The following is a 12287-nucleotide window of genomic DNA, read 5'->3' as shown; positions in this document are numbered from 1 at the left end:
AATTTTCTATTCATTTATCATTCTATTCTGCTGGTTGAACACTTTGTTCTTCTCGGTAATATTGATTATCTAATACTTTAAGGAATGGTAACCAAATTACGAATACAATCGCCATATTGATTAATTGCATTACGGAACCCATAATATTGTTTCCTGTTGCTAGATAACCACTCAGTAACGCCGGCGTTGTCCACGGGACAATAACACCAGCGGGTCTTGGAGCAAATCCAATATCCATAGCAAAGTACGTTACGATAGCAACGACAACTGGCGCTAATAACCAAGGAATAATAATTAGTGGATTCATGATAATTGGAAGACCAAAAATCACTGGTTCATTTACATTGAATATGCCTGCTGGTCCAGCTAATTTACCAAGTTCGCGAAGTTGACGACTTTTTGTTACAAGGAAAATGGCTAAGATGACAGCTAATGTCATACCAGATCCACCAATACCCACGATAAAAGTATCCATGAATTGTTTTGTAACAATGTTTGGTAAGTCTTCTCCAGCTTGGAAAGCTTTGTAATTTTGATCGTTCAATGAATACCAAATTGGATCAAATACAGAGTTGATGATAATTTGACCATGAAGACCAAAGAACCAAAATACTTGAATCAATAATACAGCAATAATCGTTGCTGGCAAGCCACTACCTAAAGCTGTAAGCGGTTGTTGGATTAAAGTATAAATGAAATTCTGTACGGTTTCAAATCCTGTGAAGCTAAATGCAATACGGATGAGTAAAAAGATTGTTAAGGTTAATGTAATAGGAATCAGTGCACTAAACGATCTTGATACAGCATCGGGTACACCCGCTGGCATTTTGATCGTAAGGTTCTTTTTGACAAAGAACTGATAGAGTTCCGCTGAAATAAATGCAGTAAAGATACCTAAGAACATACCTTGTGCGCCTAATGCAGCTGTTGGAATGACACCTGTTGTTTCTTCTAAAACCTGAGGTGTTAAAACTAAAAATGAAGCTAGTGCAACAACCCCTCCGTAGATGGCTTCGCCACCACGTTGTTCAACCATTTTGTAACCAATACCTATCATGACGAATAATCCCATGATACCTAGGGTTGCTGCTGATGCAGGTCCTAAAGTATTTTGATAAGTTACATAAGCTTCTTCCCCGATAAGTTTATCTAAAAATGGCAAATTGGCAATAACAACAAAGATTGATCCAAAAATAATTAAAGGTAACGCTACCATAAAACCGTTACGTAAAGCCGTTAAGTAACGGTTATTGTTGAGCTTGTCAGCAACGGGTAAAAGTATATCTTCTAATACACTCATAAACTTGTTCATGTCTTTCCTCCTATATCTCTGATTATCCTTTTTCGATTAATTCAAAAGCTTTGTCTAAAACAGCAACACCATCAACTCTACCGTATGCAACGGAATCAATAACGTCTATAGGAATACCCACTTTTTCTGCAGTAACCGCAAATTTTTTCTTCATGAAACGCATTTGTGGTCCAATAAGTAACACATCTGCTTCTTCCATGTCGTGTTCGGCTTTGTCTTGAGCTACAGCCCAAATCTTGACCTCTTCCCCACGTTTCGTCGCTTCTTCTTCCATTTTCGACACAAGTAAACTTGTCGACATTCCTGAAGAGCACGCTAATAAAATCTTTTTCATTTTATTTCCTCCTTTTTTATTGAATAACTTGATAAGGTAACTATAAATTAATACCGCTTTCAATTCCAGATGGATAAGTTCCGTTACCAAGTGGAACTTTCTTGCGTAATACACAAAATTTAAAGGAGCTAAAGTTTTACTTTAAAGAAATGACTAGTACTTTTCTAAATAGGTACAAAAAAAGAAGGTTCATTTAAAAGCTACCTTCTTTAATGACTTATTTTTTTCGAGAGAACTTACTAACGGTTCGTTTAATTGTCGGAATGATTCTTTTAAAGAAAGGTTGTTTCTTTTCTTCGGTCTCTCCTTGGTTTAATAAATGCTCGTAATTGGTTGAAGCTGTGCGCGTTCGATCAAACTCGAGTTCTTTCTTATTCAAATGCTTTCCTTTAAGTTGCATATTTTTCTTGAATTGTTTTCGCATCAGATTTTCTATGAAAGACAAGTTCACAGCTTCACCATTCATTTCTTTAAAAGCCATGACACTCAATACTTCTATATAACTCACAGCTAATGCGCTTGTGACGATTGAAGCCGTAGTTCCGCTAATGATTCCACCGATAACCGTCCCGGCTCCAGGAATGAATTTTAGCGCGTTCCCCACAATGGATTTACCGAGAAAAGTCGCAGAGCTCGTTCCGCCTACTGCAGCAATAATGGAAACAATAGAAGACTTATCTAATGAAATTCCAAAAATCGCAGTGATATGTGCGAGTAATGTAATTTGCATGGGCACCAAGACGGAGGCATCGGAAAACGGTATGGGAATAAAGCCTATTCCAAAACTGGATGCAACATAGCGAGTAGCCCAGCGTCTAGCATTTTTAGCTTTGCGTTCAATATCGGCCTGCTGGGCATTCGTAAAAGCCTTTTGTGCATCTTCGGGAATAATTTCTAATGTTTTGTTTACTAATTCTTTTAATCCAAAAGCAGGAATCGTATAGTCTGCTGAAATGACATACGGTTCTGACATTACCGCTTGGATACCCGCAACAGGTAGATTCATATTTTCTAAATGTTGTTTAAAAACTTCAGCCGGTTCTCCAATCGCTTGTGTCAAAACGAGAATAACAGGAATCTTCTCAGAAAGATCCTTAATCAATGCTAATTCCATATCTTCGATTCTTGAAGAAGTAGCTTGAATACAGTAATAAACGACATGAACCGCTTCTTTACTATTTTTATTTTGAGCAATCAAATCTGTTATTTCTTTTTTTACACGATCTTGAATGGTTTGCTCTAACTCTAACCCACGCGTATCGTATAAAACGATTGGCATACCATTTTTTGATATTTTTCGAAGGTGCTTCGTTACTGGTTTACCAATGCCTGTATCTGCGAGTTTCTCTCTAAAGACATTATTGATCAAAGTACTCTTACCTACACCCGTTTTCCCAGCAATCAATATGTTAACTGGACGCATATTCTCAATTTCTTTTTCTGTCTTATCTAGTATTTCTTGAATGATATTCATTCTATCGTTAGGTAATTTCATCCTATACCTCCTGAAGCTAATGTAGTACAAATAGTTTAACATGAAAGCGAAATAAACTGGAAGAACAATGAATTACAGATAAAAAAAAGAGGTAAAAACATGCCAGTTCGCATGTTTCTACCTCTTTTGTATATTATTGATATTGTGATGGAACGGAAGATAATTCTTCCACTTTGGTGGGTTGCCATCCCTCATCTTCAACAAATTGAAGATAAACGCGGTAAACCTCTGATTGTTCATTATTAGAAACAGTGACCTCTACTTGACTCGGTCCATTACCTCCAACCCACCATTCAGTCATGTTACCTGAAGATAGGCCAGTAACTGATCTAACTGCTTCGTTTATTTCGCTACGATCCTGTGACCCATCACTGAAATCTGTCGTATGCTCCCCTGTCTGGCTCGTACCGACCGGAGACCAATTTCCTGTATAAGCTTCTTCTACTAAAGGATCATCAGATTCGACTTCTGCCAATTCAGTTGTTTCAGACTCATCTTCTGTTGGTTCCTCTGAATCTGTTGTATCTTCTGAATCATCTTGGGTTTCCTCAGCAGCATTATCTGCTTCATTCTGATTCGTTTCTTCAGTTTCATTTTTATTTTCCGCAGGTATTTCCGTTTTGGGCTGAGTAGATTCTGATAGATTGCTTCTCTCATTTCTTGGTAAAAAGAAAATATAAGCCATAATCACCAGCAAAATGATTAATAAAACAGCAACAATGATATAATAATATTTATCAAAACGACTTTTTGGCTGATCTTTTTTGTCAGCTCTTGTCTTTCTTTCGGTTCTTGATTGTTTCGATTGATCGTCTTTCATATTCAAACATCTCCTTAAATACCATTACATGATTATCTTCTAGTTTAGCACAATCAGATTGCAAAATAACAAAATTAAAGTAACAACTCAACGACAAAAAAGTCTTTCGAGCAACATTCGCTTGAAAGACTTTCATTTCAATAAAATTTTAAGGTTTTAAGACGACTTTTATGTTATTATCTTCTTTTTTATCAAAAATTTCATAACCTCTTGCAGCACTCTCCCTTATAAAGAAATAAGTACACCAATAATTCATCATATCCATCACAATATAGTCAGTATAACGCTTGTATCGTAAAAGCCCCTAACGCTTCCCGGCGTTAGGGGCTTGAATAAATGTTTTATTAATGTTTGATTTTTTTCAAAGGTGTCGCGATAAGGGGCGCTACGATTCCAGCGAGCACGGCTTCAGCTACGCCACTTGTACCAACGATAACGAATAAAACCCCTGCTAAATTACTAAGGTCTACATCAATCGCTTGTGCATAACGTTCTCCGTAGAAAAGATAAATAAAGAATAAAACCATGATCGTATTCGTGAATGAACCAATGACGGAAGCGATAGACATTGATATCTTTTCTTTTGATGGAAAGTAATGTTTAATCAATTTATAGGTCAGCCCCGTTAACAATCCAATCATAATTCTAGGAAGCAAAGCTATCAAAGGATTAGTCCATAGCCACCAGTCAAGCGGTGTAGCTGGAACTGTATAGGCGCGAATCATTCTAGTAATACCCCAAACGCCACCTACAATCATTCCGTCTTTAGTGCCGAGCACTAATGTCGCAACAATTACGGTCACATGAATAATGGTGGGATTAAGTGGTGGTATAGGAATATTCCCTAAAAAAGGGACAAAGTTTTGGATCAAGATAATAGCCGTTAATATTCCTAATATGGCAATTCTATAAGGATTTGATTTTTTTCTTCCTAAAGGCATCGTTTTTTCCTCTTCTCTTAAGTAAAACTGATAATTGACTATAAAGAATTCATTCCATTTGTTAAACTTCTGTTTAGTCTACCGAGTAAAACAGATAACAAATGCTTCTCTTCTTCCGTCCATCCAGCTAATATTTCTGAAAATTGTTTTTTGAATGTCTCATTATACGATATATAAAGTGATTTTGCATTATCAGATAATGTGAAATAAGCGAATCGTTTGTCTTCGCCAGTTGTTTTTAAAACTAATTCTTTTTTGACCAATGTATTCATCTGTCTACTGATTGTCGATTTATCTAATTGACTCAATTCGGTGATCGCTTTTAATGTAGCCTTTTCTTCACCTAAAATGGCAATAAGGTTTAGAGCGGACGCAGAAAGATCATACTCACTCATAATATTTTGTGACATTGCTTTATAAAGCATTTGTAGCTCGGTTAATTTAACTAATAAATCATTTGTATCAACTTTTTGAGGCACTTTGATCACTCTCTTTCGATAAATGGTTTCACTATCAAACGAATTATTTGTATGAGTCAACTATACCATCTAAGTGGTATCTGGGCAAAGCTTTCTCCAACGAAAAAATGGTTTTGATTCTTTATAAATGCTATACTGTTTAAGAGTCTCATGATGAAAGGAGACATAATAACATGTCATTTGATGGATTATTTACACATGCAATGGTTGAAGAATTAAAACAGGAACTCGTAGGTGGTCGAGTTGCAAAAATTCAACAGCCTTATGAAAATGAAATCTTGTTCAAGATCCGAGCTAACCGAAAAAATAAGCAGCTACTTTTGTCTGCTCATCCACAATATGCAAGAATGCAATTAACCGCTATTCCATTTGAAAATCCTTCAGTTCCGCCACAATTTTGTATGGTGATTAGAAAATATCTAGATGGTGCTATTTTAGAGGATATCAAACAATTAGACAATGACCGTGTAATTGAATTTTCTTTTAATAGCCGTAATGAATTAGGAGATATACAAAATCTTGTTTTAATTGTGGAAATAATGGGTAGACACAGTAATATTTTACTTGTAAACAAACAAGAAGAAAAAATCTATGAAACCATAAGACATATCTCTTCTAGCCAAAACACCTACCGCTCGTTATTGCCTGGTGCAAAATATATCGAAGCACCCAGACAAGATAAAGCAAACCCTTTCGAGTACAATACTAAATTGCCGATAGAAAATGAACCCTTCAAAGAAAAAGTAAAATGGATTCAAAGTACTTTTCAAGGGTTAGGGAAAGACTCTTCTGAAGAAATCGCCTATTTGATTGAAAAACACTCTGATGATGCTCCACGCCTAGTATTTGATAAATTTATGGCTGCTTATAAGGAAAACAACCTTTCTCCTACTTTAACGGTAGATAATCGTAAAGAGCATTTTACGGCTATAGATTATCAATCATTATCGGGTGAAAAAGTATCTTTCGATACACTTAGCGAACTTACGGATCGTTATTTCGGTAATAAGGCTGAGCGTGACCGTGTTCAGCAACAAGCTAACGACCTATTCGGTATTGTGAAAAATGAGACCGATAAAAATCACAAAAAACTCGCGAAGCTTGAAAAAGAATTCAAACAAACCCAAAAAGCTGATCAGTATCGAATTAAAGGAGAAGTACTAACCGCCTACTTGCATGAAATCGAGCAAGGAATGACATCAGTCGACTTGGATAATTTTTATGAAGAGAATCAAAAAATCACCATTGAATTAGACCCTAGAAAATCACCTTCAAGAAATGCACAAGCTTATTTCTCAAGGTACCAGAAATTAAAAAATGCTATTACCCATCTCAACAAGCAGATGAAACAAACGAAAGAAGAAATTCATTATTTAGAATCTGTACTCACTCAAATGGAAGTTGCTTCCCCTCGAGATATTGAAGAGATTCGAGATGAGCTACAATCTGGTGGATATATCAAGAAGAAGCGTAAACCGCTAAAAGGTAAGAAAAAACCAGCATCTAAACCAGATGAGTTTATTTCTAGTGATGGTACAACCATACTTGTTGGCAAAAATAATATTCAAAATGATCAATTAACACTGAAAACAGCACGTAAGTCAGATTGGTGGCTGCATACTAAAGATATTCCTGGTTCTCATGTCATTGTCAGAAGTGAAGAGCCTTCCGAGAAAACCTTAGAGGAAGCAGCAGCGATAGCAGCGTATTTTAGTAAATATCGCTTATCCGCATCCGTACCCGTTGACGCAGTGCAAGTTAGACAAATCAAAAAGCCAAATGGTGCTAAGCCAGGCTTTGTTATTTATGAAGGTCAAACGACTTACTACGTAACCCCTACAGATGATCTGATTAAATCACTTAGAAAATAAAAAAAGCATGCCGACATCAAGCAAACGCGTTTAAGACGTTTGCTCAGTGCTACGGCATGCTTTTTATTCTGGTTTAATAATTTCAACAGCATTTTTACTATCGATTTCTTCTACAGACACTTTCACCTGTTCTTTAATTGCGGTCGGAATATTTTTCCCAATAAAATCTGCTTTAATAGGGATTTCTCTATGCCCTCTATCAACCAACGCAGCAACAAGGATTTTTTGGGGTCTACCTAAATCCATTACCGCATCCATCGCTGCTCGGATGGTTCTACCCGTAAAGATAACATCATCGATCAAAACAACCACTTTATCTTCTACAGAAACAGAAAAATGCTGTCCCTTCACTTCTGGATCACCAACTTCATCAGGAAAATGGCGATCATCTCTATATAAGGTAATATCCAGTTCGCCAACCGAAACTTCTTTATTTTCAATTTGTTTGATTCGTTCTGCAATCCGATTAGCGATATGAATGCCTCTCGTTTTGATGCCTGCCAGCACAAGGTTTTCTGTCCCTTTATTCATTTCGATGATTTCATAAGAGATTCGAGTGAGTGCTCTTTGCATAGCCATTTCATCTAAAATCGTTATCTTGTTAACCATCCTATCATTCCTTCCAGTATAAACATTATTGTTTTCTTAAAATATCAAGATTTTCTTCAAAAATGTCAGGTATTGGAGAAGAAAAATGCATTTCTTTTCCTGTTGTCGGGTGAGTAAACCCGAGTGTTTCGGCATGAAGGAACTGTCCGTTACCTTTAATCGTTTTACGCGGACCATAAATCGGATCTCCTGCCATTGGATGTTCAATATAGTGCATATGCACTCTAATTTGATGTGTTCTACCTGTTTCAAGTATCAAACGAACAAGTGTGAATTTATCGAATCTTTCGATTACCTCAAAATGTGTAACAGAATCTTTACCGTTATCCACTACAGCATATTTTTTTCGGTTACTAGTATCTCGACCAATGGGTGCATCGATCGTTCCTTTCTCGTGATGGATGACACCATGAACTAACGCGACATATTCTCTTTGTGCTTTTTTATCTTTCAGCTGAGCAGAAAGTTTTTCATGTGCTTGATCATTTTTTGCGATCATCAACAGCCCAGATGTATCTTTATCAATTCTATGAACTATACCTGGACGAATTTTACCATTGATACCAGAAAGATCTTTAACGTGGTAAAGTAGTGCGTTTACAAGTGTACCAGAACCATGCCCTAATGAAGGATGTACGACCATTCCTTGTGGCTTGTTCACGACTACAACGTCTTGATCTTCATAAATGATGTCAAGCTCAATATTTTCTGGTTGCGCATTGATTTCAACTGGCTCTGGAATCGTTACTTCGATTGTATCTTCCAATTGAACTTTATAATTTGCTTTCGATTGTTCACCATTGACAGAAATACTTCCATCTTTGATCCAACCTTGAATTTGCGATCTAGAGATTTCCGGTAATTTCTCAGTCAAGAATTTATCTAACCGCGCGTTTGATTGCGTATTTGTAAATGAGTAGTGCTCTGCCATTATTTTTTCACTGCTTTCTTTTGTTTAAAAGTTTTAATTTCGTCTAGTATCAAATACACTATCATTAAACCAACACCGAAGGTTAGAGACATGTCAGCCACATTAAAGATTGGGAATTGTACAAATTCTAGTCTGAACATATCTACTACGTATTGATTTAATATTCTATCAATCAGATTACCAAATGCACCGGCAAGTAACAGTGTCAATGCACTAGAAAACAACAGGCTCTGTCTGCCTTGTGTTTGAAGGTAATAGCAAATCACACCAATCACAGCAATCGTAACTAGAATAAAGAACCACATCTGCCCTTCCAGTATACTCCAGGCTGCTCCGGAATTCTGATGATAAGTAAAGGATAATATATTTGGGATAGCAGAAACTGTCTCATACAATGGAATATGTTGAACAGTCAAGTATTTCACTACTTGATCAATGACGACGATAATGCCTGCTATAATGTAAAAAATAATCATAATAACCTCTTTTCTAAGAATAATACTATTCAATTGTACCTTATTTCTATACTTAAAAACACCCTATCCTATCCTTTTTAAATAAAGCGCTTATTAAATAACTATCGTTACTGGATAAGTTCTTTATCATTTCCTTTTTAAGATACGAGAAACTTTGTTATACTTGTTCAGTACGTTATGTTTAGATGTTTTGAAAGACGAATATACTTAAAGGAGATTCATGAAATGATAAAGAACACATATGCTCTAGCCGGCCTCGGCTTAACGACGGTTCTCTTAGCAAGTTGTAGTGGAGACAACGTTGAGGAAATCCAAACAACTGTTGGTGAGATTGATCAGATCCATGAGAACATCGTTACAGAGATCAACGGTTTGAGTCAAGAAGAAGCGAATCTTCAAGAAAAATTTGATGAATCACTTAGTGCCGATGAACAACTAGCAACTTTCTCAGATGGTTCAGCTTCAGTATTTGAAAATATTACTGCTAGAAGAGATCGCATCGAAACGATCAACGATCTAAATGAAGAATTTGAAGAAAAAGAAGAATTGATTGCTGCTTACGATGGAGAAAGTCTATCAAGTGAAGAATTAGATGGATTAAACGCTCAAGTTGATGAATTTTCTTCTCAATTAGAAAATTTTACAACGAACTACAATACTTCATTAGATGCTCAAGAAGCGTACTTTACTTCAATCGGTAATGATGATGCGACTTACGACACTTTCTCAGCTGGTATCACTGAAATCAATGATCAAAAAGCCGGATTAAAAGATGAGCTTGTTCAATTAGATCAATCACTCGTTTCCGTCAAAGAAAAAATCACTCAAACGCAAGATATGATTCAGTCTGCTATGGCTGAAAACGAATAAGGAGTAATGATTAATGAAAAATTCTAACTATGCATTTTTACTTGCCTCTGCTCTACTATTGGCATCTTGTGGTGACCAAAATGAAGCTACTGAACCAGAAGAACCCTCCTCAGAAGTAGCTGATACAACTGACTCAGAAGAGACTTCTGAGGATCAGTCAGACGAAAATACAGAATCTGACGAGGTTGTTGAAGAAGAACCCGAAGAAGCTGTTGCATTCGAATACGAAGTAAATCCTAAAACTTATGCGATCCAACCGATGGAAGGATCAGACGCTAATAGTCAAGTAGCCTTATTGACTTTCGATGATGCTCCTGATAAATACGCATTAGATATTGCAAAATCGCTAGAAGAAAACGATGCGCAGGCTATTTTCTTTATCAACGGGATGTACCTTGAAAGCGATGAAGGTAAAGAAATGCTTAAAGAAATTTACGATATGGGCTTCGAAATCGGGAATCACACACAGACTCATGCTAGTCTGCCAAGTATTAGTGAGGAAAAGCAATATGAAGAAATCGTGACTACCAGTGATATGATTGAAGAGATCACCGGGGAAAGACCTCGATTCTTCAGAGCACCTTTCGGAGAAAATACTGAGTATTCCGCAGAGCTTGCTAACGAGCAAGGCATGACGTTGATGAACTGGTCTTATGGATATGATTGGGAATCTGATTATATGAACGCTGATGCATTAGCTGATATTATGGTAAATACTGAATATCTTTCCTCAGGCGCTAATCTATTGATGCATGACCGTGAATGGACACTGGAAGCTACACCAGCAATTATTAAAGGATTAAGAGAGAAAGACTATGAACTCGTAGACCCTGCCCTTATTAAGTCCGTTGAAAACGAAAGTGAGGATACAGAATAATGAACTGGAAAAAGAAATTAACCCTGGGTACAGCTTCATTGATGGCTCTTTCATTATTAAGTGAAACAGCACACGCAGAAGGCAACGACGTTACTGCTGAAGCAGAACCAATCGAGACAACTTTCTTGGAAATTTCTCAAGACCCTATTTTAAAAATGCCTAGTGAGTATCCTAGTCAATTTAAATACGACAGCGGTGTAGATATTGAATACCCTGCTGATGGTGTTAAAGGTATATTTGTAACAGGCTACTCTGCCGCTGGAGAAAAAATGAATAGTCTTGTTGATATGTTGAATAACACAGCATTAAACGCTATGGTGGTTGATGTTAAGGATGATCATGGTAACATGATGATGCCACTTGATTCAGATATTGATTTGATTAATGAATCAACACAAGAAGTAATTGATCCTAAAAAGCTCATGGATACAATGCAAGAAAATGATATTTATCCTATCGCTCGAATTGTTGTCTTCAAGGATTCTAAATTAGCAGAAGATCGTCCAGACCTTTCTTTTAAAACAAGTAATGGTGAAGTATGGAAAAACAGGCGTGGCGAAAGTTTTGTTAATCCTTACGAACGAGAAGTTTGGGAATATAATGTAGAAGTAGCTAAACAGGCTGCGAAACTAGGATTCAAAGATATTCAATTTGACTATGTCCGTTTCCCAGAAGGATTTGAAAATCGTGACGAAGAATTAAGTTACTCGCGTGGAGAATACGCAGAGAGTGACTTGGATAACGTTAAACAACGTGTAGATGCTGTAACTGAATTTGTTGCATACGCTAAAAGCGAACTTCAAGCTTACGATGTTGACGTTTCTGTTGATATCTTTGGCTACGCTGCAACCCAAGAAGAAACACCTGGCATTGGACAGAACTTCTCAAGAATTTCTGCTAATGTAGATGTTATTTCATCTATGATTTATCCTAGCCATTGGGGTGTCGGTTCGTTAGGCATTGCTAAACCGGATCTTGAACCTTATCAACTAGTATCGAATTACATGGAATATGAAAATGATGTATTAGGCGCTCTAGGTGAAGATGCACCTAAATCAAGACCATGGCTTCAAGATTTCACTGCTTCTTACCTTGGATCAGGATTTTATAAAAACTATGGTGCTCGTGAAGTAGAAGATCAGATTCGTGCTTTAAATGAACATGGCGTTAACGAGTTCTTGCTATGGAACGCTGGAAACAACTATTCTGAAGGTGCACAATATAACTTCGAATAATCGCTAAAAAAAAGTACCTCATCCCCTACTATTTATG

General features: G+C 36.7%; 13 protein-coding genes. 4 read left to right on the top strand and 9 right to left on the bottom strand.

Annotated features, from left to right (window positions below; genetic code table 11):
- Positions 1-22: 22 nt before the first annotated feature.
- The 6 genes from celB to J5J05_RS07995 all read right to left on the bottom strand — a co-directional run bounded on the left by celB (position 23) and on the right by J5J05_RS07995 (position 5381).
- Positions 23-1312 carry a PTS cellobiose transporter subunit IIC gene (celB, locus tag J5J05_RS08020; protein WP_208560167.1) on the bottom strand — a complete coding sequence of 430 codons (1290 nt, stop codon included), beginning with the start codon at positions 1310-1312 and terminating at the stop codon, positions 23-25.
- 22 nt (positions 1313-1334) lie between these two features.
- The gene (locus J5J05_RS08015; protein WP_208560166.1) at positions 1335-1646 is read right to left on the bottom strand and encodes a PTS sugar transporter subunit IIB; all 312 of its coding nucleotides are present in this window, start codon (positions 1644-1646) and stop codon (positions 1335-1337) included.
- A gap of 217 nt (positions 1647-1863) precedes the next feature.
- Positions 1864-3141 (bottom strand): YcjF family protein, encoded by a 1278-nt coding sequence (locus tag J5J05_RS08010; protein WP_208560165.1) that lies wholly within the window; start codon positions 3139-3141, stop codon positions 1864-1866.
- Between the two features lie 133 nt (positions 3142-3274).
- Positions 3275-3961: a YrrS family protein gene (locus tag J5J05_RS08005; protein ID WP_208560164.1), complete on the bottom strand. Its 687-nt coding sequence runs from the start codon at positions 3959-3961 to the stop codon at positions 3275-3277.
- Positions 3962-4305: 344 nt separating this feature from the next.
- A complete protein-coding gene (locus tag J5J05_RS08000) occupies positions 4306-4902 on the bottom strand; it encodes an ECF transporter S component (RefSeq protein ID WP_208560163.1) in 597 nt (198 codons plus the stop codon).
- Between the two features lie 38 nt (positions 4903-4940).
- Positions 4941-5381 carry a MarR family winged helix-turn-helix transcriptional regulator gene (locus J5J05_RS07995; protein ID WP_208560162.1) on the bottom strand — a complete coding sequence of 147 codons (441 nt, stop codon included), beginning with the start codon at positions 5379-5381 and terminating at the stop codon, positions 4941-4943.
- Between the two features lie 173 nt (positions 5382-5554).
- Here J5J05_RS07995 and J5J05_RS07990 point away from each other — a divergent pair, with 173 nt between their 5' ends.
- Complete coding sequence (locus tag J5J05_RS07990; protein ID WP_208560161.1) at positions 5555-7252, top strand: NFACT RNA binding domain-containing protein; 1698 nt, start codon at positions 5555-5557, stop codon at positions 7250-7252.
- A gap of 63 nt (positions 7253-7315) precedes the next feature.
- Here the strand turns inward: J5J05_RS07990 and pyrR are convergent, their stop codons facing one another.
- Genes pyrR through lspA form a run of 3 tightly spaced genes read right to left on the bottom strand, consistent with a single transcriptional unit; the run spans position 7316 to position 9301 of the window.
- Positions 7316-7861 carry a bifunctional pyr operon transcriptional regulator/uracil phosphoribosyltransferase PyrR gene (gene pyrR, locus J5J05_RS07985; protein ID WP_208560160.1) on the bottom strand — a complete coding sequence of 182 codons (546 nt, stop codon included), beginning with the start codon at positions 7859-7861 and terminating at the stop codon, positions 7316-7318.
- Between the two features lie 25 nt (positions 7862-7886).
- Positions 7887-8792: an RluA family pseudouridine synthase gene (locus J5J05_RS07980; protein ID WP_208560159.1), complete on the bottom strand. Its 906-nt coding sequence runs from the start codon at positions 8790-8792 to the stop codon at positions 7887-7889.
- Positions 8792-9301, bottom strand: coding sequence for a signal peptidase II (gene lspA, locus J5J05_RS07975; protein ID WP_279633314.1), 510 nt, complete (start codon positions 9299-9301; stop codon positions 8792-8794). The genes J5J05_RS07980 and lspA overlap by 1 nt, the downstream gene beginning before the upstream one ends.
- A gap of 192 nt (positions 9302-9493) precedes the next feature.
- Here lspA and J5J05_RS07970 point away from each other — a divergent pair, with 192 nt between their 5' ends.
- From J5J05_RS07970 to J5J05_RS07960, 3 genes are read left to right on the top strand one after another with little or no spacing between them, the layout of a single operon-like run.
- Complete coding sequence (locus J5J05_RS07970) at positions 9494-10138, top strand: YkyA family protein (protein WP_208560157.1); 645 nt, start codon at positions 9494-9496, stop codon at positions 10136-10138.
- Positions 10139-10151: 13 nt separating this feature from the next.
- A complete protein-coding gene (locus tag J5J05_RS07965; RefSeq protein ID WP_208560156.1) occupies positions 10152-11015 on the top strand; it encodes a polysaccharide deacetylase family protein in 864 nt (287 codons plus the stop codon).
- Positions 11015-12250 (top strand): putative glycoside hydrolase, encoded by a 1236-nt coding sequence (locus J5J05_RS07960; protein WP_244244669.1) that lies wholly within the window; start codon positions 11015-11017, stop codon positions 12248-12250. The genes J5J05_RS07965 and J5J05_RS07960 overlap by 1 nt, the downstream gene beginning before the upstream one ends.
- The last annotated feature ends 37 nt before the right edge of the window (positions 12251-12287 follow it).

Source organism: Marinilactibacillus kalidii, assembly GCF_017599325.1.
Taxonomy (GTDB): domain Bacteria; phylum Bacillota; class Bacilli; order Lactobacillales; family Carnobacteriaceae_A; genus Marinilactibacillus; species Marinilactibacillus kalidii.
The sequence above is the reverse complement of the archived record's forward strand: the minus strand, read 5'-3'. Positions and strand labels throughout refer to the sequence as shown.

Coding starts and splice junctions, on each gene's coding strand:
- J5J05_RS07965 (WP_208560156.1), top strand. CDS start 10,152: ATGAAAAATTCTAACTATGCATTTTTACTTGCCTCTGCTCTACTATTG.
- J5J05_RS07970 (WP_208560157.1), top strand. CDS start 9,494: ATGATAAAGAACACATATGCTCTAGCCGGCCTCGGCTTAACGACGGTT.
- J5J05_RS08005 (WP_208560164.1), bottom strand. CDS start 3,961: ATGAAAGACGATCAATCGAAACAATCAAGAACCGAAAGAAAGACAAGA.
- J5J05_RS08010 (WP_208560165.1), bottom strand. CDS start 3,141: ATGAAATTACCTAACGATAGAATGAATATCATTCAAGAAATACTAGAT.
- celB (WP_208560167.1), bottom strand. CDS start 1,312: ATGAACAAGTTTATGAGTGTATTAGAAGATATACTTTTACCCGTTGCT.
- J5J05_RS07990 (WP_208560161.1), top strand. CDS start 5,555: ATGTCATTTGATGGATTATTTACACATGCAATGGTTGAAGAATTAAAA.
- J5J05_RS07960 (WP_244244669.1), top strand. CDS start 11,015: ATGAACTGGAAAAAGAAATTAACCCTGGGTACAGCTTCATTGATGGCT.
- J5J05_RS07980 (WP_208560159.1), bottom strand. CDS start 8,792: ATGGCAGAGCACTACTCATTTACAAATACGCAATCAAACGCGCGGTTA.
- pyrR (WP_208560160.1), bottom strand. CDS start 7,861: ATGGTTAACAAGATAACGATTTTAGATGAAATGGCTATGCAAAGAGCA.
- J5J05_RS08015 (WP_208560166.1), bottom strand. CDS start 1,646: ATGAAAAAGATTTTATTAGCGTGCTCTTCAGGAATGTCGACAAGTTTA.
- J5J05_RS08000 (WP_208560163.1), bottom strand. CDS start 4,902: ATGCCTTTAGGAAGAAAAAAATCAAATCCTTATAGAATTGCCATATTA.